Source organism: Streptomyces stelliscabiei (assembly GCF_014873495.1).
Classification (GTDB): domain Bacteria; phylum Actinomycetota; class Actinomycetes; order Streptomycetales; family Streptomycetaceae; genus Streptomyces; species Streptomyces bottropensis.
The window spans coordinates 9,872,467-9,897,052 of sequence record NZ_JADBGF010000001.1 but is presented as its reverse complement, the minus strand read 5'-3'; the positions used below and the strand labels follow the sequence as shown (position 1 = coordinate 9,897,052).

Here is a 24,586-nt window from a genome sequence, read left to right as displayed (position 1 = left end):
CCGCCTGAAGAAGCCGCTGCTGCAGGCCTCGCCCGGTCCTTCCATGGCCCCTGCTCACATACGCCCTGAGGGCGATCGTGTTCGCCACGGTCTGGTCCCGCTTCTTCCGGAGAGGCCCCCCGGAGCGCCCCACGTCCCACCCCGGCCTGGGCAGCACGAACCCCTTCGATCCGGGCCGAACTCACCGTCCCACCCGCCGGCCCGGGAGTACCGGACGCAAGAGGCACAACTCCTGTGCAACCAGGCCGTTGCCTCGTGCGTATAACCAATGACCGCATCCAGCGGCACCTCATCCCGATGGACACAGGAGAAGACAGTGCGTAAAGCCGCGTTGGGATCGTCCGACGCACTGACGGCCCTGTTCGCGAAAGCACCGTTCGACGGCGCCGGCCGACCGGCACCGTCGGTCGCCTGCCGCGGTGCCATGCCCGACCATCCGTGAGCGGCGCTCAGCGGTAGCTCGATCCCGGTGAAGGTGTCCGGCCCGTCGGCGGACCCTTCCCTGCAATCGGCGTACTGCCGCTCGGCGCACCGTCGAGCAGGACGGCCTGACCACCGACCTGCTGTGGGTGAGAACCGCCGGGCGCACGCCCGTGTGACGGCCAACGTTGTCAACGGCACGCTGAAAGAGCGAGGGCGGGAGTGAACTCCTGTGAAACAGCACAGTGTTCACCGTGTACGGCACCGACGGGGCCGGAACCGGCAAGATCTGGGGGAGCGAATGAGCGGAGTAGTGATCCATCTTCCGCAGGGCGAAGGGAGCGACGGGGGCGGCTACGGCCATGAGGTGCGCACCGGGAGCCACGCCGGGGCCGAGGGCCGGCCGGAACGCGGTGCGGGCCCGGTGACCCTGCGGCTGGGGCCGGGAGCCGTGGCCCGTTTCGGGCGCGGGTCGGCCGACACCCCTGTCGAACTGCGGCTCGGCGACCCGGCGGTGTCCCGGTTGGCGGGCGAGATACGGGTGACCGACGATCACTGGCAGTTGAGCAACTTCAGTGCCGGCCATAGCTATTTGGTGGAGAATCCGGAAGGGGCGGGCGAATATCTGCGGGTCCCGCCGCGCCGCGTGGGGGCGCCCATTCCCTTCGAGTTCGCCCGGGTCGTGCTGCCCACCCGGGGGTCGACCGTGAGCTTTCAGGTGTTCGCGCCGGATCATGTGTACCTCGACCCGGACCGCGCGCAGCACGCGGGCGGCCGGTGGGGCACGCAGACCCTCACCGCCTACTCCCTGGACGAGACGGCCACCTACTTCCTGGTCCTGGTCGCGCTCTGCGAACCCCGGCTGCGTGACGAGTCCGCGGTCGCCGTGCCGACCACGCCTCAGGTCGTCGAACGGCTCAAAAGCTCTCCGGAGTACGGCGGGCTCTCGGCCCGCGCCGTCAGCTCCCACATCGAATACCTCGCCGAGGAGAAACTCCGGCTGGGAGTTCCCGTCGCGACGGACCCCGGGCACGGGGCCCGTCGTAACGGCAAGCGCGAGGCGATCGTCGGGCTGGCTCTCCGCTTCGGTCTGGTCCGCGAGGAGCACCTCGGTCTGTTGCCGCCGCGCGCCGCAAGTGGGCTACGCGCGAAGGCGTGCGCCACGTGAGCGCGTCCGTGGACCAGGTCCCGCCCGGCTACCGGGTGGGGGGCTGGGAGGTCGGTGACCGGATCGCGAGTGGGGGCTGGGGAACCGTCTACGAGGGCCGGGCCGCACGTCCCCGGCACCAGGAACCGGCAGCCAGGTCCGGAGAAGGGCACGGGGACGGGGATGTCGTCGCGCTCAAGTTCCTGCCGACCGCCGGGCTGGCACCACGCCAGGCGCGCGCCCTGGTGGAAACCGCCCGGCGGGAGCGCGAGTTCGGGCGCCGGGCTCGCCATCCTCGGCTGATCCGGATGCTCGACTCGGTCGTGCTCAGCGAACCCGGCGACGCCGTTCTCGACGGCTCCGTCGTCCTGATCATGGAGCGGGCGGAGCACAGCCTGCGCCAGCTCCTCGAACAGGACGGGCCGGGGCCGGCCGAGTCCGAGAAGTCTCGGCTCCTCACCGAGATCTGCGAGGGGCTGGCCCATCTGCACGGCATCGGCTGGGTGCACGGCGATCTCAAACCCGACAACGTACTGATCATGGCCGACGGTTCGGCCAGGCTCTCCGACTTCGGTCTCGCCGTGGAGCTGGACGGCACCCACGGCTACATGCCGCCCTTGGGCACCCCCGACTACCTGCCCCCCGAGCGCTGGAGGGCCCCGCTGGGCGAGCGCGGCGTACAGGTGCGGCCGAGCAACGACATCTGGGCTCTCGGCATCATGATCCACCAGATGTTCGCCGGCGGTGCCTCACCGTTCGCCGGGGCCACACCCATGGCGCGCGGGGCGGCCGCGCAGGAGTACGCCGAGGGGCGTGCGCCGCTGCGGCTGGACAGTGCCGTACCCCTCTTCTGGCGCGAGCTGGCCGCCGACTGCCTGGCTCCGACGCATGCCGAGCGTTCCGTCCACACCGCCGAGAGCCTGTTGGCTCGAATGCGGACGGCGTCGGTCCCGAAGTCCGTCGGACGGCGAAAGGCTCTGCTCGGCGTCGCCCTGGCCACCCTGCTGTGCGGCGCGGCGGCCGCCGGAGGAACGTACGCCTCCGGCGGTGACGGGCACGACCGGTCCGACGGACGGAGCACCGCCCCACCGGCGGGCCGCATCGCCGTGTTCAACATCGTGAAGCTGTGCCGCGACCAGGCCGAGGAACGCCTTGCGGCGTGCAGCCTCGGCCTGGCCGTGGATCCGGCACTCCCGTACACCGTCGAGAACGTCGTGGCGACCCGGGTGTGGCACGGAGACATCCTCACTGTCGACTGCCGTCTCCCGCGCGGGACGACGGTCAAGGACGAGTCCGGCAGACTCTCCGCCCGGTGGCTACGGGTCCGTCTCCCGGACGACGCACCGAACAGAACGGCCTGGCTGCCCGCCGTACGCACGAAGGACAGTCCGGTGCTGCCCGAGTGTTCCTGAGGACGTCACCTCGGGACTTCGTCGGCCCCGCAGTCGCGGATCACACGCCCGTCGTTGTCCTTCGCCTCGTCGTTCCCCCAGCGCTGGAGGTAGTACGCCGACACATAGGCACGGCCCTTCCCACCGGGCACCACCTCGTCGAGGTCGGTCAGCAGCCAGTAGTGGTTGAAGGACGTGCCCACCCGCACCTCGGCGCCCCACTTCTTGCACAGGACGTAGTTGGTGCCCTTGTACAGCTTGCCCTGGGGCGCGCACTGCGGCCTGCTGTCGCCGACGCAGTCGACGGCGGCGTAACCGGTCGCGTCGGCGAAGGTGTCCACCCAGTACTTCTCGGGCTCACCGCTTCCGCCACAGGCGTTGGTGCTGGTCACCCGAGGGAAGGTCTGATCCGGTGAGAGCCGGTACTCGGTTCCCTGGATCACCGGGTGGACGATCTCGTCGTTCTCGCCGTTGTTGTCGCCGTTGGTGTCGTAGAGCTGCTCGTAGTGCAGATGCGCCGAGGTCGTCTCGACCAGGCCGAGCCGCCCGAGTGTGGTGCCGGAGGCCACCCGCTGCCCGACGCTCACGTCCCTGCGGTCCATGTGCAGATAGACCGTGAACCAGCCGTTGCCGTGGTTGATCTCCAGGCCGCCCGGCTCGAACAGCTCGGTGACCGTGCCGGCCGCGGACGCCGCCACCAACGAGCCGAGCGTGTTCCCGCCGACCCGGTACATGTCGAGCTTCTTGTCGTCGGGGGCATGGCCCCGGTACGTCTGCAGCTGCCAGGTCTGGCCGCAGGCGAAGGGCAACTTGAAGTCGGGTCTGTCGGCAGGCGCCGCGGCCGCCGAGCGCGCGGCCGGCGGCGCGGCGGATGCCGCCGACGCCGTGGCCGCCAGTGCCGTCAGGACGGCCACGAGCGTCACCCATACCGCGGCCGCCCGGCCCGGACCTCTCCTTCGTCGGAGCCGCACAGAACCCCACCCCTCCCTGTCACCGATCCACATGACTGTTCCGTCGGCAGGGTCCCCCAACCGGCGGGAAAGGAGACTCCCGCATGTTCCGGATGTCCTCCCGCGCCGCCCCCGCCTAGGGTCCGTCGCCGAACGGATCTTGCCCCGAGCAGTGCTGAGCACTGTGCGGGCAGGGAGCGCCGAGCCTCATCGGCACACGCCCCCGGCGCACATCCTGACCGTGACCGGCCACAACAGAGGAGATCGAATTCGCTCTCGAACTTCATCGACGCGCTCGCTGTTCGCAACAACCAGACCGGCGGAGCCCAGGTCCACTTCTGGGGACCCACGTACAACGTCGAGATCCTGCGAACGGCGTGATCTATACGGTGCCGGACCACGCGACGTACGACTTCAATCGCCTCGACATCTGCTGAGGGCGCATCGGCCCGGGCACACCGATCATGGTGTCCGGGCCGGAAGATGCCAGGCAACTGATTTCAGTCACACCTCTGTCGCTTGGCCGGATCCAGTGCAAAGCTGTGACAGCGGTGCTCCCCCATTCCCCCGTTGGGGGTCACCCCGCTTGGCCCCGCCCGCGCACTCGTGCCCGGGCGGGGCCGCGCCGTCCCTCCCGCCCTCCCCACGGGAGGGCCGACGGCTGCGCCGGCACCGTTCGCGGCGGATGTGTCAGCGTGACGGCGCCGACGGTCGAGAATGGCCGGTTTCCGTCTCGCTCACGTGGACCCAGTGCCCGTACGGGCGTGCGACCACGTCCTGAGGTCCCCGTCCGCCGCCCCAGGATCGGCCGGGCCGGGCAGTTTGCCGGGGTCGGCTTGCGGGGGCGGGCATGCGTCGGCCGAGTCGTCGCTCTCCCCGAGGAAGCCGCCCGACTGGTGCTGCCACAGTTTGGCGTAGGCACCCTGTGACGCGAGCAGTTCCTCGTGGGTGCCCTGCTCGACGACGCTTCCGCGATCGAGGACGACGAGACGGTCCATGCCGGCGACCGTGCTCAGACGGTGGGCGACCACCAGAGCCGTACGTCCGTCCATCAGCCGCCACAGGGCGTCCTGGACCAGGAACTCGCTCTCCGAGTCCAGCGCGCTGGTCGCCTCGTCGAGCAGCAGGATCGGGGCGTCGCGCAGGATCGCGCGGGCGAGGGCGACACGCTGGCGCTGGCCGCCCGAGAGTTTGACCCCCCGCTCCCCCACCAAGGTCGCGAAGCCGTCGGGGAGTTGTTCGGCGAACTCCGTGACGTGCGCGGCCGCTGCCGCCGCGCGGACCTCCTCGTCGGTGGCGCCGGGGCGGGCGAAGGCGATGTTGTCCCGCAGGCTGCGGTGGAACATCGCGGGCTCCTGCGGAACGTAGGCGATCAGTGAGCGCAGGTCGGTCTGGCGCAGTCGGCTGATGTCCTGGCCCCCGATCACCAGGCGTCCGTGGTCGATGTCCGACATGCGCAGCAGGAGGCGGGTGAGCGTGGTCTTGCCACCGCCGGACCTGCCGACCAGACCGATTCGCGCCCCTGCGGGCACATCCAGGTCGAGCCCCTGGAAGATCGGCTTCGCACCCGCGTGGGCGAAGGTCACCGCGTCGAAACGGATGCTGGTGTCCCGCGGCGCGAGCGGTTCGGGTTCGGGCGGGTCGAGCACGGTGGGCGGATCCAGCAGCAGCTCGGTGAACTGCGCGGCCTCGGTCATCGAGCTTTCCAGACGCCGGTAGATCTGGTTGAACTCGAACATGATCTGGGTCGCGTTGGAGTAGTAGGTGAAGGCGACGACGATCTCCTCGACTCCCTGGCCCGGGCTGCCGAAGGCGATGGCGACCAACAGGCCCAGTACGTTGGTCAGGACGGACATGGGGGCGATCAGGATGTCGACGCGCAGGTTGCCGTAGTCCCACGATCTCAGCGTCAGGCGCCGGGAGTCCGCGACCCGGCTGCGGTGTTCGTCGGCCTCGCGCCGCTCGGCCGCGAACGCCCGGATGGTCTCCATGTTCATGAGGCTGTCGGCGACGTGGCCGGAGACCCGGGCGATCGCCTCCTCACGGTCGTTGACGAGCCTCTGCCGACGACGGATCAGCGGCGTCGCGGCCCCCACGGTCAGCGCGATCATCACCAGGAGGCCGACGACGAGCATCGGTTCGTAGCTCCAGAGCACCACGGCGCCGAAGAGCAGGGGGACGAGGCTGCCCACGATCCGGTACGTCAGTGTGTCGACGAAGTCCTCGAAGCGCTTGCCGAAGCTGAGCACCCGTTTGGTCAGGGAGCCCGCGAAGTTGTCGTGGAAGAAGGCGGCGTCCTTGGCGAGCAGTTCGTCCATGCCGCTCACGTACAGGTGTTCCATGCCGAGGGCGTCCACGCGGTTCAGGCAGTGCTGCCCGACGCGCCACACGGCCTCGGCGAGCAGCAGTGTCACACCGAAGCCCAGCACGTACGGCAGTGCCGAGCCGAGGGTGAGACCGTCATCGGCGGCCTGGGCCGCCAGTTTGGCGATCAGCAAGGGGGCGACGTAGCGGATGCCGATGTTGCCCACGGCCGGCAACAGCAGCGCGGGCAGGGCCAGCCGTCGCAGTCGCAGCAGCTCCCGGCCGTAGTGGCGCAGCGCCAGGACGACCGCGCTCCTGCCCGGCGTCGGTCCTGACATGTCTGTGGTCCCCATCACACTCCCGGAGGTTCGGAAGTCGGAAGTGTCCCGTCCGGGGCGGTTTCCAGTCCAGGCATTTAACGCGGAACGGCGAGAATCGGACATCGCTCCGATAGGCGTGCGCGACGGAGGTCCCCGGCGCCGCGCACTCCGACGCCGGGCAGCCTCTGCCGCACGTGAACCGGTCAGCCGGTCAGCCGGTCAGCCGGTCACGAACGTCGTCATGCTGCGCGCGGGCAGCGTGGCGGTGAAGGTCCCGTTGGACACACCGGACCTACCCAGGGGCGCGACGCTGCGGCCCGCGTCGGTCACCCAGGACGAGACACCGGACGGCGCGCCACTCGCCAGAGTGAACTGCTGACTCACCGCCGAGCCCCCCTTGTTGACGGCGACGACGGCCACCGTGGAGCCGGTGCCCCGGTACGCCGAGACGTACACGTCCGACGTCGGCTTAGGCGTCGCCTCGATCCGCACGTATCCGGGCCGGACGAACCGCGCGAACTGCGCCATGCAGGCACCGCGCTTGCTGATCCTGCCGTCCTCGCGCAGGGGACCGTAACTGCGCCGGATGTACCACCAGATGTACGCCTGGAACTCGGCGTCCACCATGGCGCGGTGGATGTGCTCCCCCACATCGAGGGCCTGGGGCCAGAGATCCGCCGAGTCGGTGCTGTTGGGGTAGTAGACCTCGGTCATCCAGAGTTCCTTGCCCACGCCCTCCTGCTTGAACAGGGGGTAGGGGAAGTTCGAGAACGAGGTGCCGTAGAGGTGGGCCCCGATGACATCCACGTTGGCCAGCGCCGTCGGGTCGTTGAGGATCGGGTCCGACATGTTCTTCAGATACTGGAACGACTCCGGCGCGATGACCCTGGTGCCGATGGAGCCGGCGTTCTCCCGCAGGAACCGGACCATCTCGGACGAGGTCCACCACGTCCAGTCCTGCGCGTAGTCGGGCTCGTTCTGCACCGATATGGCGTACAGGGGGACGCCGTTGTCCCGCAGGTACGTGGTGAAGTCGTTGAGGTGCTGGGCGTAGGCGCCGTACATGGTGTACCTGAGACGCCGGGCGTTGGTCTGACTGCCGTGGACGAAGGTCTCGACCATGGGGGCGGGAGGGTTCCAGGGAGACGCGATGACGGCCACCCCGAGCCCGACCGCGCGCTTCGCCGTGGCAAGGTCGCGGCTCCAGGCCGCCCTGTCCTCGGGAACGGGAATCCGCAGCAGCGACAGCCCGAGTTGCCCCTCTCCGGTGCCGAATGCCGTGTCCCGCTGGGCGGCTGTGAGGTCGCCGATCCAGGCCGTGTGGGTCATCCCGCCGAAGCCCCGGACGGTCTGGCGCCGCACGGACGGGTCGATGACCGCCGCGCCGGCAGCTGCTTTCGTGACCCCGGCGGCCGGTGCCGCCGTGGCGGCGAGAATCGGCAGGGCTCCCGCCGCCGCCAGCACGGTCCTGCGGCTAGGCGCTCCCTGGTGTCCGTCGGTGGGCTCGTTCTGGCTCTGCCTCATGTCTTCTCCTCCTGGCTGCAGCCCCGGCTCCGACCCCACTCCCCTGAATATGGGAGCGCTCCCACCAATAAAAAAGCGACGATAGATCGCGCCATTTTCGCCACGCGGGAGGCGGGTGGCCGACGACGCCGAGGACCGGGGCCTCAGGCCCGGCCCCGCCGGGACCTGGTTCGAGCCGAGCGGTTCGTGGGCGTCCGGGTGGTAAAAGCGCCGCTTCACTCCCTCCCGGGCCCCCCAGCCGCACGAGGCGGCGAATACACTCTGCGTCATGTCGAAGCCTGACAAGCTGCTCGTTGACGTCGCCGCCCTGGTCGAGTCCAAGCAGAGCAATCAGATGTCCCTGACCGTGGTCACCAGTGGTGCCGTCATCACCGGCCGATTGGCTCCCGAGACGGTGTGGAGGCAGCGGGTGTCGGATGTGCTCAGGGATTCGGACCGCCTGGGCGAGTTCTCCGCCATGTTCGAGGCCCCCGGCAAGGAGGACGAGACACCCACTCATCTGCACTTCCACGTGGCCCGCATCCTGCAGGGCACTGTGGGCATTCCGGAAACAGGGGGAATGTATCGCGTGGCGATCGAGGACGTCAGCGCCTGGACAGTGGGCGACTTCAGCTACTCCGACAGCTGACGGAGGTCGCCGGCTGTCGAGTGCCCCTCGGGTCGATCCTGTTCGCGCCGCGCGCCGGCACAGGTTCACCGAGGGCGCTCGGTAGCCGGTTCGCGACCCTCGCCACGTCACCTCACCCCACGCTCCAGCTCCGATCCCTGTTCCCGACCGGTCGCCGCGCATGAGCGGCGACCGGTCAGCCGCCCACGATCAGCCGCTCACGATCAGCCGCTCACGATCAGCCGCTCGTGAGCGGTGGCACAGGACGCGGTGCGCACGCGGGTGTGCACACCTGGACGAGCCGTGCCCGCGCGCGCCTGCGGCGTCGGGACATACGCTCGTGCTCGGCCAGATCGCACGCCGGTGCGCCCCCGGATCGGCGAACGACGCCTCCCGGGGTCGCCGCCGGGGCGGCGGTCAGGCCCGCTTCGCGAAGACAAGGACCTCCGTGGAGCCGACGCCCATGGGCGCCAGGAAGCTGGCCTCCAGGCTGCAGTCGAGCGTCTCGAAGAGGTCCACGCATGTCTGGCGCGGCATCGCGGCCGGGTAGGAGCCGTGCCCCGCGCCACCCTCCGACGCCCAGGCCCGTACCGCGGCCGGTTCCAGGCACGTCTCCGTCATGGCGTCGAAGACGATGCGACCACCCGGTCGCGTCACGCGTGCCATCTCCAGGAAGTAGCGGGAGGCGCACAGGAAGGTCACGGTGTTGAAGACCTTGTGGGCCTGCACGAGGTCGACACTGCCGTCGGGTGTCGGGGCGAGACTGGATCCCGCGGTCGGCTGGGCGACCACGCCGAACGTCTCCACCAGGTAGGTGGCCCAGGGCTCCGCCGTCTCATAGATCTCGTAGCGGTCCGGTGAACACTCCTTCAGCGTCTTCTCCAGATACCGACCGGACCCGGGACCTATCTCCAGCACCGTGCCCGGCTTGTCGGCGAAGACGCCGTGAGCGCGGAGTTCGTCGATGGTGGACTGGGTGGCGCCAGGTGTCCCGTTCATGACCGCGTCGATATGGTCGCCGATCGACATGCCCGACGCCCGCGCAGCACGCATCGTCGCTTCGAACGGTATGAAGTCGTCGACTCCACCCAGGTTGTTGGTGCTGCGCACGATGTCGAATCCAGCGCGCCCCAAGAGCCGCTTGACACCGGACTTCACTACTGACGGATTCTTGCCAACCGCTCTCATCAGGCATCCCCCCAGCTCGTGTCCACCCCTCGGCGTCAGCATAGGATCACGGAGGCACGCGCGCAGTGGGATGACGAATTCCCCCATAGGCGGTCGAGGGCCGATACACCGCATCAGGGCCTTATGTTCGCTATATGCCACTCTGGCAAGGTCATGCGCTGATCGGACAGCCGACCCGGGGTCGGCGCGCCCCCGTTGGGGAGGGAGCGCTCGACGGCCCCGAGCCCGGCGGAGGCCCGCGAAGGCCCCGGGACACGCTCACCCCGCCCTGAGAGCCCTCAGACGTCGCGCCGCAGAAGGAACGCCGACAGTGCGCGCAACTCGTCGACGGCCGTGCCCCGCAGCGAGATGTCCGCCAGCGCGGTCTCCGCCGCCGCGATGTGCCGGCGTGCCTCGTCCAGTGCCGCCGCCCGGCCCCCCGCCGCCTCGACGAGTACGGCCGCCTCCTGCGGGTCCGCTCCCGACGTCAGCAGCGCGGCCAGACGTCGCGCTTCGGGGGACGCGGAGTCGAGCGCGGCCAGGACGGGGAAGGTCTTCTTGCGCTCGCGGAGATCGCCGTGCACGGGTTTGCCGGTGACCTCGGGGTCGCCCCAGATGCCCAGCACGTCGTCGACGATCTGGAAGGCGAGGCCGAGACGGCGGCCCGCCCGGTCGAGAGCCGCCACCGCGGTCGGCGGGCCGCCGCCGAGCTGGGCACCGAGCGCTGCCGCGCAGCCCAGCAGCGCGCCGGTCTTCCGCTCGGCCATGGCCCGGTACTCCGCGGGCCGCACCCGCTCCGGCCCCGTCCAGGGGCGTGCGGCGAACAGCAGGTCGTCCGCCTGTCCGCGCACCAGATCACCGAGCGCCGCCGACAGCGTCCGCAGCCCTGGCGCACCCGCCTCCGTGCCGGCGAGCGTCTCGACGGCCAGCGCGAAGAGGGCGTCGCCCGCGAGAACCGCGGGCCCGGTGCCGTACGCCTTCCAGACCGCGGGGCGTCGCCGCCGGGACGTGTCGCCGTCCATGATGTCGTCGTGGAGCAGCGAGAAGGCGTGCACCAGTTCCACCGCGACCGCCGCGGGCACCCCGGCCCGGGCGGGGGCGCCCACCGCCTCGGCGCCGAGCACGGCCAGGGCCTGCCGCACGCCCTTGCCGCCGGACGCGGCAGCGGGAGCGCCGCCGACCTCGCACCAGCCGAACGAGTACGCCGCCATCTCACCCACCCAGGGGTGCGTTCGCCCGACCGCCTCCCGCAGCGCGGGCCGCACCACCTCGCGGCAGCGTTCCAGGACGAGGGGGACGTCGACCGGCGCCCGTAGCGCCGTGGAGAGCGTCGTCACCGTGCGGCCTCCGCCCGGACGCCGCCCTGCCGATGGGTCCGCACCCCGAGTTCGTCGTGCGCCCGCGCCACCATCTCCCGCGCGTGCCGCAGCCCGATCCGCTCCAACTCCGTTGCCAGTGAGGCGAGTTCGGTGGCCGTCTCGTCGTGGTCGCGGCCCAGCCGGGCGAGTGACTTGGCGAGCCCCAGCCGGGCCAGGGCCTGTCCGCGTGGCTCGCTCATCTCGCGGAACTCGGCCAGTGCCAGTTCGTAGGTGTCCCGCGCCTCGGCGTAACGCCCGGCCCGGTAGTACACGTTGCCGCGCATCTTGTGGTTGTAGGCCAGCGCGCTGGACAGGCGCATCGCCCGGCAGGTGGCCTCCGCCTCCGACAGCAGGGCGAGTGCCCGCTCGACGTCCCCGTCCCGCGCCGAGACGATGTCGGCGAGCCCGCGCAGCGCCCAGGCGTGGCCGCGCCGGTCGTCGGCGCCCGCGGCTATCTGGGCCGCCTCCTCGAACAGCGCGTACGCGCTGCCGTACGACCCCCGCTGGCGGTGGATCTGGGCGATGCCCTCCAGCGCCCACACCGTGTGCCGCGCCTCGCCGCGCCGTCGGGCCTCGGCCAGCAGCTGCTCGTGCAGCCGGGCGACGGCCTCGTAGTCACCCTGGATCCTGCCGGTCTCGGCCAGTCCCGCGAGGGAGTAGCCGCGCACGACGACATCACCGCCCCGTTCACCCAGCCCGGCCGCGAGGCCGAGGAGGCGCCGGGCCAGCGGGAAGGAGCCTCGCTGCCGGGCCAGGGTGCCGCCGCTCCACAGCGCCCAGGCCATCGCCCCCAGGTCTCCCACCGCTCTGGCCGCCCGGTAACTCGCCTTCCACGCCTGGTCGGCCTCGCCGATCTGTCCCAGCCGTCGGTGCGCCTCGGCCACCGCCAGCCCGGAGCGCGCCGCCTCGCCGTGCTCCCCGGCACTCTCGGCCTCTCTCAACTGCCGGGTGCCGGCCGCCAGTACCTCGGTGAGCGAGGAGTTCACGGACAGGGTGGTCAGGGCGCCCTGGTATTCGGGGGCGAACGCCTTGCCGTACATGGTTGCCTTTCGGTCCGGTCGCATGCTGTCACCGCGTGGGGTCCATGCGTGCGATCTATACATGCCATGTATACATATTGTGTATACATGGCGTGTATACGGGGTCGGAGATGAGCGGTGCCCCAAGGGCCTCGGCCGCATCTGTTGCCGATCAAGATGCCGTACGCGCCCAGGAGGTTGCCCGTGAGGCGCAGATCACCTCACGCGAGGGCCCGGCGCGGTGACAAAACACCCGATCGCGTCTCGGCTCGGATGCCGGGCGGTTCGATCGAACCGACAGGCCGGGAACCCGTCGCTCAGTCGTCCCGCGCCTGTACCTCGCTCGGCAGGCAGATCTGACGGGCCCACAGTCCCAGCAGCGCCACCGCGCCGACCAACAGCGGCACCGGGTCGCCGGCGGAAGGCGCCAAGACGTACCCGAGCGCCGTTACCGTGCAGACGGTCAGCGGGACGAACGCCGCGGCGCCCTCCATGCCCGATCGCAGCGCCGGCCGTCCGGCGACCAGGACACTCGCCCCGCCGGGCACCCAAGGGCCGACGGCGACGATCAGCAGGCCCGCGGTGACGAAGAGGTCCGCAGGCCGGAACGACATCGCCTCGTCGCCACCCGGACCACCCGTCGACAGCGGCAGACTGTCGCCGATCACGAGGAAGGACACCCCTACGATCGCCGCCCAGACAGTCGCCTGCTGATCGGCGCGTACGAGACGACGCAGAGCGAGCAGAAATCCGAGGAAGACGACCTCCGAGGCCCACAGGACGCCGAGCATTCCCGTCCCCGCCCGCCAGCCCTCCTCCGACCTGCCCAGGAACACCCAGCCCGCCATGAACGCGGCCCCGGCCATGACGGCCCCGTCGAGCACGCGCCGCAACCAGGTCCGCCAGCCCGAACCGGCATCGGCCGCCGCCACCAGACCGGCCGTCCCCAGCCCCACCGTGATCGTCACCCCCGCGACCACCGTCAAGCCGGCCAGCCCGGCCGCATCCGATGCCTGCGCCGGTTGCGCCGGCAGCGCGGCGAGTGCGGCCCGGTAGACACCCCCGGCGGCGGCGGAGCCCGCCACCAGCAACAGCCGCGTCCGCGCTCGCCCACGCGCACCCCGGACACGCAGCAGCAGGGAAATCGTCAACACCCAGCAGCCGACGGCCGGTCCGAAGGACATCACCCGCAACCCCAGCCTCCAGCCCGCGCACCACCGGGAGCAGGCGGCGCTGCTCCGACGACACCTGCCGCACCGACCACCCCGCAGAATGCCGCGCTGCTCCCTCTGCGGTGCCTCATCAGGACCTTGCGCACGTCCGGCCACTTCCCCGACCTCGACATGCAGTTGCCCCTTCGTGCGGTGTCCGCCGTCAGGCCTTCTCTTCTCCGGCCGCCGGATCCGTACGCAGACCGTACGGAACCCACACCGGAACCGAGCCACAAAGCCGGCAGATTCACTCGTGTTGCGTAAGGAAGGCCCAGGAGCTTGTGCGATCGCCCCGGGAACACCACGGCGACCACCCGGCGCACGGTACCCGCACAGCACACCGTGACCACCCCTCGCCGCCGTCGACGGTCTCGCTGCAGGGCCGGGTCCTGCTGCGATCGCAGGAGACACAAGTGTCTGCGGACGGCCAACGACGAGAGAGTCCCGAACTGCGAGCGTGAGCGTGGGCCGGGATCGACGGCCCGCTCGCGTGACGCACCTCCGGAATGGCTCGTCGATGTCCCCTCTCGCCACTGGTGTCACCGGCACCGGCACCGGCTCGTCGTTGTACTGGCCTGGGTCGGCCTGCTGCTCGCACTCGGCGCCGGGGTCGGCGCGGCCGGCAACGCCTTCGGCAACAGCTCGGCCTCGCAGGACACCGACTCCGCCCGAGCGACGGCCCTGTTGCGGCAAGCCTCCGACAGCGCCGCCGGCAAGAGCGGCCGTGTCGTCTGGCAGCTGAAGGGCGGCAGGGCCACCGACACCGAGGCCGAGAAGGCGATGTCCCGCGCGCTGGACCGCATCGCCGACGCCCCGGGCGTCGTCGCGGTCGGCAGCCCGGACGAACACAGGTCAGCGGGGACGACGAGACGGCGTACGCGACGGTCGCCTTCGACCGGGACGTGACGGATTCCCGGGTCGACCGGGTGCGGGAACTCGCCACCGCCCCGCGGGCGGCGAACCTGCGCATCGCGCTCAACGGTCAGGCGTTCACGATCAACCCCGAGCCGAACCCGGTCGCCGACGCGATGGGCATCGTCCTCGCCTTCGTCGTGCTGCTGTTCGTGTTCCGTGCCGTGTGGGTGGCCGCGCTGCCCACACGGCACGGCCGTCATCGGTGTGGGTACCTCCGCGGTCGCGGTCATCCTGCTCGGCCATGTCATCACGCTCTCCAGCACCACGCTCACCCTCGGCTCGCTGATCGGCCTGGGTGTGGGCATCGACTACGCCCTGTTCATCGTGAACCGGCACCGCGGCAACCTGATGGCCGGCATGCCGGTCGCCGAGTCGATCGCCAAGTCCCTCAACACCTCGGGCCGCGCGGTCGTCTTCGCCGGCCTGACCGTCGTCGCGCTGCTCGGCATGCTGGTCGGTCAGCGCGTCCTCACTCCCGTCGTCACGGTCCCGGAAAGTCCATGAAAAGCGGGACACCTTCGACAGTGACTCCGTACCCGGGCACAGGATGCGAGCCGGTGGGCGTCCGTCGCCTGCCCCTGCCCCCTGCCGTGCCCGTCGGCTCCGTCACAGGGTGATGGGGCCGAGGTCGGCGGCGGTCCGGGCCAGTGCGCGGAGGGTGGGGCTGTCGGCCGTGGTGCGCCAGGTGAGGGCCCATTCGAGGGTGGGTGCGTCGTGCAGGGGCACGAAGACGATGCCGGGCGGCTTGTTGTAGCGGGCGGCGACTTCACCCAGCGGGTGGACGCAGCGCCCGGCGGCGACCAGGGAGAGGATCTCGTGGAAGGTCCGCGCGGCGGGCCCGCGGGGAACGCGGCGGCCGAGCGGTGTGCGGGTGGGGACCATGGAGGCGACCCAGTACGCGGGGGCGTCGGGGCCGAGGTCGACGACGTGGTCGTCGGCGAGGTCCTCCAGGGACGCGGTGCCGCGCTCCGCGAGCGGATGGTCGGCGGACACGGCCAGCACGCGGCCCCGGTGAGCACGGTGGGGCCGACGGTGAGGTCCGGTTCCGCGACGGGCAGCCACAGCACATGGGCGTCGTGTGTGCCCGCGCGCAGGGCGGTGAACGCGTCGTTGGCGTTGATCTCGCCGAACTGGAGGGTGCCTTGCGGGTGGCGGGCGCGGAACGCGTCGACCAGAGGCCGTAGTTCGTGTCCGGCATGGCCGAAGACGCCCAGTCGCAGCGTCCGGTCCGCGTGCCGGCCGGCTTCCTGGGCGCGGGCGAGTCCTGCGTGGATGAGGTCGAGGGCCTGCTGGAGATCTTCCCGCAGACGCCGGCCCACGGGGGTCAGGGTGACGCGACGGCTGGTGCGGTCGAACAGGGTCACGCCGAGGAGGCGTTCCTGCTGACGGACGGCCTGACTGACACGGGCCTGGGAGACATGCAGCCGTTCGGCGGTGCGGCCGAAGTGCAGTTCTTCCGCCAGCGTCAGAAAGATCTCGATGTCACGTAGCCCCATACATAACCCCCGAGTTATGAGTAGCCCCGCGAACTCTACCTTGTTACGCCCCTGACCTGCACCGATGATGAACACATCGCCCGGAGAACGGGTGAGAGACAACTCGCCGGCGCATCGACGCATCGACGCGCCGACAACGCCGGGGGGACCGATGAGCGAGTTTCACGCGGTCGTCGACCGCTTCGAGATCGAGGCGCTGCGCGCCGAGATCACCGACGCGGTGATGATGCGCGACTACGACCGCGCCGCCGCACTGTTCACGCCCGAGGGCAGCATGCGGTGGCCGCACATCGACAGGGAGTTCGTGGGCAGGCAGGAGATCCGCTCGGGGATCGCGTGGGGGCAGGGGCTCTGGGAGTTCTTCGTGCAGAACGTCCACCCCGGCGTCGTCCGCCTCGACGGCGACACCGCGGTCGGGCGCGCGTACGTCCAGGAGTTCGGACGGATGCGGGACGGCGGCTCACATCTCAACTACGCCGTCTATCACGACCGTTACCGGCGTACGTCCGACGGCTGGAAGTTCGACGAGCGCGTCTACGAGGTCAGGTATCACGACCTCACCCCGCTGACGGGTGCACCGCCCACCTCCTGAGCCGCGAGGCCGTCCGAGGACGGCCGGCGGCAGATCGACACCGTTCACAGCCTCAAGCAAAGGGAGAACCGTCATGTTCGTGCTCACCGGAGCCAACGGCGTCGTAGGGCGTCAGGTGATGAGTCTGCTGCTACGGAAGGGTGCAGCCGTCGGCGCGGTCGGCCGCGGTGCCGGCGTGTCCGCGTTCCCGGACGGCGTCCAGGCGCTCACGGGCGACCTGTTCGACCCTCGGTGGATCGAGCCGTCTTTGGAAGAGGCCAAGGCTCTGCTGATCAGTCCACGCGCCACGGGCCCGGGGCTGGGTGAACTGCTGCGGCTCGCCGCCGGGCAGGGCGTACAGCGGGCGGTCCTGCTGTCGGCGACGACCGTGGAACACCCCGCTGGGCAGGCCCGCTTCGCCGCGCAGTTCCGGCCGCCGTACGAGGACCTGGTCCGGGAATCCGGTCTGGACTGGACGGTCCTGCGGCTGGCCGACTTCGCGGCCAACTCGCTGGCCTGGGCGCCCCAGTTCAGGGCCGGTGACGTGGTGCGGGGCGCGTACGGCACGGCCGCCACCTCCCCGATTCACGAGGCCGACATCGCGGAAGTCGCCGTACGCGCCCTCCTGGGCAGCGTGCCCGCGGGGTCGACCCACACCCTGACCGGCCCGGAGTCACTGACCCAGGTCGACAAGGTGCGGCTCCTCGGTGACGCACTCGGCAGGAAGCTGTCCTTCCAGGAACTCCCGCCCGAGCGCGTACGTCAGGGCATGCTCGCGCAGGGGTTGCCCGAGGAGATCCCCGACCGCCTCCTCGGCTCCCTGGCGGACTACGCCCTGCGCCCAGGACCCACGACCGACACCGTGGAAGCCCTGCTGGGCCGGCCCGCGCGTACGTTCGCCGACTGGGCACGGGACAACGCACCCGCCTTCGGCTGACCGCAGCAACGCGCCCTGACCCCTGGTCCGCCACAAGGCACCGGCGACACCCCCACGCACGGGGTGTCGCCGGTGACCGGGCAGCGCACCGTCATCACCGTCGTGCGCGGGGTCGCCGACCGGCGGCCCGGCCCCGCGGGGGCGGGGTCACACGCGGTCGGCCGCGATCAGGACGTACTGGAAGGAGCCGTCCCGGTACGACTCGATGAACGCCTCTTCGATTCCGGTGACCAGCGACGACGTGGCCCGCAGTTCCCAGTAGGGCAGGGTGTCCGGGGTCAGGTCGACGATGGTCTGCGGCACGAGCCTGTTGTCGGCCATGGCGCGCAGATACTCGCGGCGCGAGTGGATGTTGCACTCGAAGTGGGCGTTGATCTGGGAGACCCACTTCGACGGCTGGCCGTAGCGGGGGTTCCAGCAGCCGGTGATGGTCACGTACCGGCCGCCCACCTTGAGGAAGCGGGAGTGCTCGGCGAACAGGTCGTGCAGGTCGACGTACATGGTCGACTCGTTGTTCCACGAGGCCGTGATGCTGCCCTTGTCGAAGGGCGTGTCGAGCATGTTGCACACGCGGGAGCGGACGCGGTCCTGGATACGCAGTTCTCGGGCGCGGTTGTTGCCGAACTCGGCCTGGGTGGCGGACAGGGTGACACCCTCGACCGCGCAGCCGAAGCGACGGTGGGCCATGACCATGGATCCGCCGCGCCCGCAGCCGGCGTCGACGAGGGTGTCGTCCGGAGCGACGGGGCCGACGTGGTCCATGAGGAACTCCGCCTGCGCCGACTCCAGCCGGTGCAGCTCCGCGACGAGCTTCTTCTCGTACTCGCTGTCTGCCGGGTCGCCGAGCGCGGCCTGGTCCACGGCGCCGATGCCGTAGTGGTGGTGGTAGAGCCCGTCCACGTCACCGAGACGAAGGTTGACGGGCCGCGCCTCGTTGTTCCAGTAGCGGGCGATGTCTCCCTGATAGGGGGTCGCCGGCGCCGGGATCTTCACGGTGGCGGTGGAGGTGGAGGGCTTTTCAGTGGTCACAGAGACATCCGTTCTTTACCAGAAGTCGGGCAGGGTGTAGCGGTAGGTATTGGTGCGGTGCCAGTCGTGGTTGCCGTCGACCCAGGCGGCCACGCCCCTGAGGAAGCGCAGCACAGGGGGCAGGGGGCAGGCCTCCGCGAGGTCGGCGGCGGCGGCCTCGAAGGCGTGCTGGAGTTCGTTGTGGACCTCGACGGCCTTCAGATAGGCGTCGCGCTCGGAGAGCCGCTCCCGCTCCGCGATCACCACCGGCAGGTTCAGGTGGTGACCCGGGCTGTCGAGTTCCTTGGTGTACGAGTAGAGGTCGTTGACGATGGTGGTCGCGTTGCCGGCCAGGGCGATGACCCGTTGCATGTCCGGCCGGGCGTGGAGGTCCGCGGGCAGTTCGTAGCCGCCGACGGTGTCGGTGATCGTGGGACAGGGGCGGAAGTTGTTGAACTGGCGCATCGCCAGGTACTCCCACACCTCCGGGACATGACCGGTCTGCGCCCAGGCGGCCTCGGCGAGGTAGCCCAGGTGCAGCCGGGCCATGTCGTGCCGGTAGCGGTCGGACTGGGAGGGCGTGGCCGCGCCGACGAAGTAGTCCATCGCGCTGCGGTACGCCCGGCGCGGGGCGTCCGACGCGAGGGACTCCTGCCAGGCCGGCGCGTACTCCGCGGTGGTGTGGAAGTGGTCGAGCGCGGTGTGCGCGAGAAGGAGGCGCCCGCCGAGACCGACGGGTGACCCGCCGTGGTCCTCGCAGTAGCAGTCGTCCACCGCGTTCTCCGCGACCATCAGCCGCGTGGCGAGCATCAGATGGTCGATCGTCGGGGCGTCGGGGTGGCAGGCGACCATGTAACGGCCGACGGAGAAGCCGTCGAACTGCCCCTCCCACTCCTTCGGATAGAGCTGGACCTCGTCCTCGGCCCAGCATTTGATCCGGCGGCTCACCTCCTCGACGCGCACGGGGTCGGGCTCCGGGACGGGGTGGTGGTAGAGGCCGGGGACGGCTCGCCCCGCGGCGGGCTCGGCGGGGGCCGGGGACACCGGACTCGGGAGCGGGGGTTCGTACCTGCCGGCGACGGCGAGTGAGGCCGTGCCCGGTCCGGTCGGTCCGCGCAGGATCCGCTGGAGGGCGGAACCGGCCGCGGTCGTGTCAGGCGTGTCCCGTACGGCGGTGGCGGGCGCGTCCCGTACGGCGGTGGCGGGCTCCACGGGCGGGGGCGGAGGCGTCGGCGGTGGTGGGGCGAGGATCGCGACCGGCGGGTGCAGTGCTGCCAGAAAGCCGGAGGCGGTCGCTGTCACCGGACGGTGGTCCGGGGCCGCCGGCGCCGCCGTGTCCGGCACGGCTGTGGGGGGCGTCGGCTGCCCCTGCTCAGGGGTGATCGATCCGAGGGGCCCGGAAGTGGGCATCGTCGGGGGCTCCTTGTTGCGGCGGGGTGGGCGCTCCGCGGTGCGCGGAGCATGCGTCTCAGGCGTGGACCTGCGACGGATCAGGGCTTCAACGCGGTCCGGGGGCGATCAGCACGTTCTCCAGCACGCCGACGGCGTCGGGCAGGAGCACCGCGGCGGAGAAGTAGGTGCTGACGAGATAGGAGATGACCGCCTGTTCGTTGATGCCCATGAACCGCACGGAGAGCCCCGGTTCGTACTCGTCCTGCAGTCCTGTGCGCCGCAGACCGATGACGCCCTGGTTCTTCTCGCCGGTGCGCATCGCGATGATCGAGCTGGTCTGCTCCCTGCTGATCGGAATCTTGTCGCAGGGAAGGATGGGAACCCCGCGCCAGGCGGGCACGGAGTGCCCGTCCACCTCGACCTGGTCCGGACGGAGACCGCAGGCGTTGAGGCCGCGTCCGATGGCGGCGATGGTCCTCGGGTGGGCGAGGAACAGTTTGGTGCCGCGACGTCGGCAGAGCAGATCGTCCATGTCGTCCGGGGTCGGGGGGCCGAGCCGGGGCTGGATCCGCTGCTTGAAGTCGGCGCTGTGCAGCAGACCGAACTCCCGGTTGTTGACCAGCTCGTGTTCCTGCCGCTCGCGCAAGGCCTCGACGGAGAGCCGGAGTTGCTCCTCGCTCTGGTCCATCGGCCCGTTGTAGAGGTCGGCGACCCGGGTGTGGATTCTCAGGACGGTCTGCGCGACGGAGAGCTCGTACTCGCGTGGTGCCGGTTCGTAGTCGACGAAGGCGCCTGGCAGTTCGGGCTCGCCGACGTGGCCGGCCGACACGGCGATCTCGGCCTCACCGTGCGTGTTCTGCCGCCGCCGCTGACGGCAGCCGACCGCGTCGATGTGGGCTTGGAGGCGTGGCGCGGAGGCCTGGACCGCGAGGAAGTCGGCACGGGAGAGGGTGAGGAGGGTGCCGGAGGTCTCGGCGGTGACCGTGCAGTCGTGGTGCGCGGCGGAATCCGTCAGCGCGTGCGCACCGAAGTGCTCGCCGCCCGCGAGCACCGCGAGGGTGTCCTCTCCGCCGTACTTGCCCTCGGTGGTCCGGCTGACCCGGCCATGGGCGATCAGGTGGATCCGGTCCGCGGTGCTGCCGCGTTCCACGAGGACGTCGCCCGCCGCGAAGTCGCGCTGCGCGCAGCGGTCGGCGAGGGCGGTGAGGATGCCCGTGTCCTCGAATCCGCGCAGCAGGGCCAGTTCACCGAGCTTCCGGGGGATCACCCGGACCGCGGCCCCCTCCTGGACGAACTCGATGCGCCCATCGCCCACGGTGTGGCGCAGTCGTCGGTTGACCCGGTAGGCGCCGCCCTCCACCTCCACCCAGGGCAGCATCCGCAGCAACCAGCGGGAGGTGATCTCCTGCATCTGCGGGGCGGACTTGGTGGTGGTGGCGAGATTACGGGCGGCAGCGGTACTCAGGGACTGCTGCGGCGCGTCGGTGGTGGTCCGAGCTTCCGGGACGCTGTCGACGGACATCGGGGGTCTTTCTCCTTGCGCGACGGGCCGTCGGGCGCACACGGGTACGCCGACCGGGAGACAGGGAGGAGTGGGCAACGGGCGAGAGGATCACGGGAATCCGTTCACCTGCAAAAACCTAGCCCCCTGACCGGCCGCAACCACCGGGCGGACGAGATGCTTACCTCGAAGCGGTGACAATCAGTGCGATGCGGTTTATCGGCCTGACATGCGTCATCTCCGCGCCCGTGCCCGGTCCTCGCCGAGCCACCACGGCCGTGGTCCGGCGGAGTCCAACGCCTACGGTTTCCGGCCCGGGAGTCGTCGGAGGGGCCCGCCTGGGCCGGACAATTCACTGGCCGAGGCACACACCCGTACGGGATGCTGCACGCGTGATCGACCGAGAAGCCGCGGTCCGCGTGGTCGTGGAGCAGTTGGCCCGTGACTATCGAGAGTGGTCGGCCGCCGACGACAAGGCGATGCGCATGGCGGTGGTCTGTGTCAGGGAGCACGAGCTGGTGTGGATCGTGTCCTGGCAGTCCGAAGAGTTCCTACGCACACAGAACACCGCGTCCATGCTGATCGGCAACGGCCCGTACCTGGTCGATCGCGTCGACGGGGCACTGCACCGGATCGGCGTCGTCTCGGCGAAGTCCGGGGCATGGGAGGCCGACTACCGGGCCCGGATACGCGGGCTGCCGGTGCGCACGGCGGTGGACGATCTCCACGACGACGTACGCGAAGTCGCCGCTGCGCGCGGACGCATGCGGGCTGTACGGACACTGCGCCGGAGGCTGCCGGTGCTGTCGCCTGCCGAGGCCCTGGAGTACGTGAGCGCACTGCTGGGAGGTGATCCCCCGGGGCGTCTTTTCGCGGTGGCCACCGCGGAACTCGTCGAACCCTTCGACCCGGTGGCGGCCGTGGAGACCGTTCGCCCCGCCGCGCGCCGGCGGACCGACTGACCGGGAGACGGCCGGGCGGCCGGGGGCTTGGCCCAGCCTGCTGCCGACTACCCCGACACGCGCACGGGGGCTGCCGTCCTGGCCCTGACCTCCTCCTCGGTGACGCCCGGAGCGAGCGCCCGTACGTGCAGGCCGTCCCGGCGCACGTCGAGGGTGGCGAGGTCGGTGATGATGCGGTCGACCACGCCGGCGGCGGTGAGCGGCAGTGTGCAGTCCTCGACGATCTTCGGGCTGCCGTCCTTGGCGACGTGGTCGGTGAGGACCACGATGCGGCGGGCGCCGACCACGAGGTCCATGGCACCGCCCATGCCCTTCACGAGGGCGCCGGGAATGGTCCAGTTCGCGAGGTCGCCCTTCGCGCTCACCTGCATGGCACCCAGGACGGCGATGTCGATGCGGCCGCCCCGGATCATGCCGAAGGAGGTCGCGGAGTCGAAGTAGCTCGCACCGGGGTTGACGGTGACCGTCTGCTTGCCCGCGTTGATGAGGTCGGCGTCCTCCTCCCCCTCCCACGGGAACGGGCCGAGCCCGAGGATGCCGTTCTCGCTCTGCAACGTCACGCGGACGCCGTCGGGGATGTGGTTGGCCACGAGCGTGGGAATGCCGATGCCGAGATTCACGTAGTCGCCGTCGCTGAGTTCGGCGGCCGCGATCGCGGCCATCTCGTCGCGTGTCCAGGGCACGGTCGTCGCTCCTATGTGTCGGCGGTCGCGCGGGGGCGGACCGTACGCTGCTCGATGTCCTTGGTCCGCTTACGCGCGACCACCAGACGGCTCACGTAGATGCCGGGGGTGGTGACGAGATCGGGGTCGATGAACTCCTCGGCCAGGTGCTCGGCCTCGGCCACGGTCACCCGGCCGCACATGGCCGCGAGGGGGTTGAAGTTGCGCGCGGAGGCCCGGTACGTGAGGTTGCCCGCCCGGTCGGCGGTGTGCGCGTGTACGAGGGCGAGGTCGGCGACGATGGCTCGCTCCTGGATGTGGACGTGTCCGTCGAACTCCGCGTGCGGCTTGCCCTCGGCGACGGACGTGCCCACCCCGGCCCTCGTGTAGAACGCCGGGATTCCGGCCCCGCCCGCGCGCATGCGCTCGGCGAGCGTGCCCTGCGGGGAGAACTCCACGTCGAGCACCTTGTTCAGGTACTGCTCGGCGAACAGGTTGTTCTGGCCGACGTACGAGGCGATCACCTTGCTGACCTGGCGGTTCTCCAGCAACAGGCCGAGAGCCTTGCCGTCGACGCCCATGTTGTTGGACACGATGGTGAGGTCCGTGACTCCGCTGTCCCGTACGACCTCGATGAGGTCATGCGGGACACCGCAGAGACCGAAGCCGCCGACGGCGATCGTCATCCCGTCGGTCAGCACGTCGGCCACTGCCTCCTCCGTGGTCGCGCGCAGCTTGATCAACTCTCCCCCTCGTCACATCTCGGGCGTTCACTGGCTGAGCGCCAGAGTCAACCGGCGTGCGGCCCATATGGGCAAGGAACAGTGGATCGCAGGACGAAAACCGGTTGACGGGTGAGCGAGGAGGGTGCGAGGCGTCCACTGAGTGAACGTACGATGGGGTGCATGGACGCGACCCCGGCAGCGCACCTCGTCGGCAGGATGGGCGCACTGCTGCGCGCGCTGTCGACGGTCAACGAGACCGGTGCGGCCACCGTGGAGCTGGCGCGAGCGACCGGCCTGCCGAGACCGACCGCGCACCGGCTGCTCGTCTCGTTGGCGGACGAGGGGTTCGTCGACCGTGATCGCCGCAGCGGGCGTTGGTTCCTCGGCCCCGAGCTGTATCTGCTGGGCGGGGTGGCCGGCATTCGCTACGACATCACCCGCCACGCACGCGAGAGTGTGCGACGGCTCGCGGCGTCGACGGGTGAGAGCGCGTTCTTCTCGGCCCGGCGCGGTGACGAGACGGTGTGCCTGCTGCGCGAGGACGGGGACTTCCCGATCCGGTCGTTCGTCCTGCACGAGGGCGCGCGCTTCCCGCTGGGTGTGGTGTCGGCGGGCCTGGTGGTGCTGTCGTTCCTCGACGACGCCGAGATCGACGCCTATCTGGAACGCAAGGGTCTGGTCGACCGCTGGGGCGCGGCACACGCCCCGCACGCGATTCGCGAGCGGATCACGCGGACCCGGACCGACGGCTACGCCGTGAACCCCGGCCTGGTCGTGGAGGGCAGCTGGGGCATGGCGGCGGCCGTCTTCGACCACGCGGGACAGCCCGCCTGGGCGCTGACCGTGACGGGTGTGGAGACCAGGTTCCGCGCCGAGCGCAGACCTGAACTCGGCGCGCTCCTGCTCCGCGAGGCCCATCTGCTCGGCCGTACGCTCAACAGCGGGGCGAACGCCCGCCGTTGACCCCCACGGCCGACCGCTCGGACCGACCGCTCGGAG

At 70.6% G+C, this 24,586-nt stretch carries 22 protein-coding genes and 2 pseudogenes; 10 read left to right on the top strand and 14 right to left on the bottom strand.

The window, feature by feature from the left end:
* The first annotated feature begins 721 nt into the window (after nucleotides 1–721).
* Nucleotides 722–1,588, top strand: a complete 867-nt coding sequence (locus H4687_RS43205) for a serine/threonine protein kinase (RefSeq protein WP_179859929.1) — start codon at nucleotides 722–724, stop codon at nucleotides 1,586–1,588.
* Nucleotides 1,585–2,979, top strand: a complete 1,395-nt coding sequence (locus H4687_RS43200) for a serine/threonine-protein kinase (RefSeq protein WP_404819305.1) — start codon at nucleotides 1,585–1,587, stop codon at nucleotides 2,977–2,979. Before H4687_RS43205 ends, H4687_RS43200 begins: the two co-directional genes overlap by 4 nt.
* A gap of 5 nt (nucleotides 2,980–2,984) precedes the next feature.
* Here the strand turns inward: H4687_RS43200 and H4687_RS43195 are convergent, their stop codons facing one another.
* From H4687_RS43195 to H4687_RS43185, 3 genes are all read right to left on the bottom strand, one after another.
* Entirely contained in the window at nucleotides 2,985–3,872 is an 888-nt protein-coding gene (locus tag H4687_RS43195) for a M23 family metallopeptidase (protein WP_233443469.1), read from the bottom strand.
* Nucleotides 3,873–4,645: 773 nt separating this feature from the next.
* Nucleotides 4,646–6,565, bottom strand: a complete 1,920-nt coding sequence (locus H4687_RS43190) for an ABC transporter ATP-binding protein (RefSeq protein ID WP_046918205.1) — start codon at nucleotides 6,563–6,565, stop codon at nucleotides 4,646–4,648.
* A 186-nt stretch (nucleotides 6,566–6,751) separates the two neighbouring features.
* The gene (locus H4687_RS43185) at nucleotides 6,752–8,056 is read right to left on the bottom strand and encodes a glycoside hydrolase family 30 beta sandwich domain-containing protein (protein ID WP_046918204.1); all 1,305 of its coding nucleotides are present in this window, start codon (nucleotides 8,054–8,056) and stop codon (nucleotides 6,752–6,754) included.
* A 268-nt stretch (nucleotides 8,057–8,324) separates the two neighbouring features.
* Here H4687_RS43185 and H4687_RS43180 point away from each other — a divergent pair, with 268 nt between their 5' ends.
* On the top strand, nucleotides 8,325–8,684 hold the full coding sequence (locus tag H4687_RS43180; protein WP_046918203.1) for a hypothetical protein: 360 nt from the start codon (nucleotides 8,325–8,327) through the stop codon (nucleotides 8,682–8,684).
* A gap of 396 nt (nucleotides 8,685–9,080) precedes the next feature.
* Here the strand turns inward: H4687_RS43180 and H4687_RS43175 are convergent, their stop codons facing one another.
* The 4 genes from H4687_RS43175 to H4687_RS43160 form a co-directional block, all read right to left on the bottom strand.
* Complete coding sequence (locus H4687_RS43175) at nucleotides 9,081–9,851, bottom strand: methyltransferase domain-containing protein (protein WP_046918202.1); 771 nt, start codon at nucleotides 9,849–9,851, stop codon at nucleotides 9,081–9,083.
* Between the two features lie 278 nt (nucleotides 9,852–10,129).
* On the bottom strand, nucleotides 10,130–11,167 hold the full coding sequence (locus H4687_RS43170) for a polyprenyl synthetase family protein (protein ID WP_046918201.1): 1,038 nt from the start codon (nucleotides 11,165–11,167) through the stop codon (nucleotides 10,130–10,132).
* On the bottom strand, nucleotides 11,164–12,228 hold the full coding sequence (locus H4687_RS43165) for a tetratricopeptide repeat protein (RefSeq protein ID WP_050398581.1): 1,065 nt from the start codon (nucleotides 12,226–12,228) through the stop codon (nucleotides 11,164–11,166). Before H4687_RS43165 ends, H4687_RS43170 begins: the two co-directional genes overlap by 4 nt.
* A gap of 296 nt (nucleotides 12,229–12,524) precedes the next feature.
* Complete coding sequence (locus H4687_RS43160) at nucleotides 12,525–13,391, bottom strand: hypothetical protein (RefSeq protein ID WP_225966991.1); 867 nt, start codon at nucleotides 13,389–13,391, stop codon at nucleotides 12,525–12,527.
* A gap of 306 nt (nucleotides 13,392–13,697) precedes the next feature.
* Between H4687_RS43160 and H4687_RS47075 the strand changes: the two genes are divergently transcribed.
* From H4687_RS47075 to H4687_RS47790, 3 genes and pseudogenes are all read left to right on the top strand, one after another.
* Nucleotides 13,698–14,324 (top strand): hypothetical protein, encoded by a 627-nt coding sequence (locus H4687_RS47075; protein ID WP_225966990.1) that lies wholly within the window; start codon nucleotides 13,698–13,700, stop codon nucleotides 14,322–14,324.
* A pseudogene (locus H4687_RS47795) lies at nucleotides 14,321–14,455 on the top strand (hypothetical protein); the annotation flags it as partial. The gene H4687_RS47075 and the pseudogene H4687_RS47795, both read left to right, overlap by 4 nt.
* Nucleotides 14,456–14,489: 34 nt before the next feature.
* Nucleotides 14,490–14,837, top strand: coding sequence for an MMPL family transporter (locus H4687_RS47790; protein ID WP_267886954.1), 348 nt, complete (start codon nucleotides 14,490–14,492; stop codon nucleotides 14,835–14,837).
* 102 nt (nucleotides 14,838–14,939) lie between these two features.
* Here H4687_RS47790 and H4687_RS47785 read toward each other — a convergent pair whose 3' ends face one another.
* Nucleotides 14,940–15,335 carry a LysR substrate-binding domain-containing protein gene (locus tag H4687_RS47785; protein ID WP_257034277.1) on the bottom strand — a complete coding sequence of 132 codons (396 nt, stop codon included), beginning with the start codon at nucleotides 15,333–15,335 and terminating at the stop codon, nucleotides 14,940–14,942.
* An 80-nt stretch (nucleotides 15,336–15,415) separates the two neighbouring features.
* Nucleotides 15,416–15,829, bottom strand: a pseudogene (locus H4687_RS47780) (LysR family transcriptional regulator); the annotation flags it as partial.
* A gap of 151 nt (nucleotides 15,830–15,980) precedes the next feature.
* On the opposite strand from H4687_RS47780, the gene H4687_RS43145 reads away from it, so the two are divergent.
* Together H4687_RS43145 and H4687_RS43140 are read left to right on the top strand one after the other, a co-directional pair.
* The gene (locus tag H4687_RS43145) at nucleotides 15,981–16,421 is read left to right on the top strand and encodes a nuclear transport factor 2 family protein (RefSeq protein WP_046920162.1); all 441 of its coding nucleotides are present in this window, start codon (nucleotides 15,981–15,983) and stop codon (nucleotides 16,419–16,421) included.
* A gap of 73 nt (nucleotides 16,422–16,494) precedes the next feature.
* On the top strand, nucleotides 16,495–17,337 hold the full coding sequence (locus tag H4687_RS43140) for an NAD(P)H-binding protein (protein WP_046920161.1): 843 nt from the start codon (nucleotides 16,495–16,497) through the stop codon (nucleotides 17,335–17,337).
* A gap of 147 nt (nucleotides 17,338–17,484) precedes the next feature.
* On the opposite strand, the gene H4687_RS43135 is transcribed toward H4687_RS43140, so the two are convergent.
* The 3 genes from H4687_RS43135 to H4687_RS43125 form a co-directional block, all read right to left on the bottom strand.
* Complete coding sequence (locus H4687_RS43135) at nucleotides 17,485–18,366, bottom strand: geranyl diphosphate 2-C-methyltransferase (protein WP_046920160.1); 882 nt, start codon at nucleotides 18,364–18,366, stop codon at nucleotides 17,485–17,487.
* Between the two features lie 15 nt (nucleotides 18,367–18,381).
* The gene (locus H4687_RS43130; RefSeq protein WP_050398582.1) at nucleotides 18,382–19,755 is read right to left on the bottom strand and encodes a family 2 encapsulin nanocompartment cargo protein terpene cyclase; all 1,374 of its coding nucleotides are present in this window, start codon (nucleotides 19,753–19,755) and stop codon (nucleotides 18,382–18,384) included.
* A gap of 88 nt (nucleotides 19,756–19,843) precedes the next feature.
* Nucleotides 19,844–21,259, bottom strand: a complete 1,416-nt coding sequence (locus tag H4687_RS43125; RefSeq protein WP_046918430.1) for a family 2B encapsulin nanocompartment shell protein — start codon at nucleotides 21,257–21,259, stop codon at nucleotides 19,844–19,846.
* 371 nt (nucleotides 21,260–21,630) lie between these two features.
* On the opposite strand from H4687_RS43125, the gene H4687_RS43120 reads away from it, so the two are divergent.
* Nucleotides 21,631–22,200, top strand: a complete 570-nt coding sequence (locus tag H4687_RS43120; protein WP_046918431.1) for a YrhB domain-containing protein — start codon at nucleotides 21,631–21,633, stop codon at nucleotides 22,198–22,200.
* A gap of 47 nt (nucleotides 22,201–22,247) precedes the next feature.
* Here the strand turns inward: H4687_RS43120 and H4687_RS43115 are convergent, their stop codons facing one another.
* Nucleotides 22,248–22,883 carry a CoA transferase subunit B gene (locus H4687_RS43115; RefSeq protein WP_046918432.1) on the bottom strand — a complete coding sequence of 212 codons (636 nt, stop codon included), beginning with the start codon at nucleotides 22,881–22,883 and terminating at the stop codon, nucleotides 22,248–22,250.
* A gap of 11 nt (nucleotides 22,884–22,894) precedes the next feature.
* Nucleotides 22,895–23,605 carry a CoA transferase subunit A gene (locus tag H4687_RS43110; protein ID WP_078907307.1) on the bottom strand — a complete coding sequence of 237 codons (711 nt, stop codon included), beginning with the start codon at nucleotides 23,603–23,605 and terminating at the stop codon, nucleotides 22,895–22,897.
* Nucleotides 23,606–23,767: 162 nt separating this feature from the next.
* On the opposite strand from H4687_RS43110, the gene H4687_RS43105 reads away from it, so the two are divergent.
* Entirely contained in the window at nucleotides 23,768–24,550 is a 783-nt protein-coding gene (locus tag H4687_RS43105) for an IclR family transcriptional regulator (RefSeq protein WP_046918450.1), read from the top strand.
* Nucleotides 24,551–24,586: the final 36 nt, after the last annotated feature.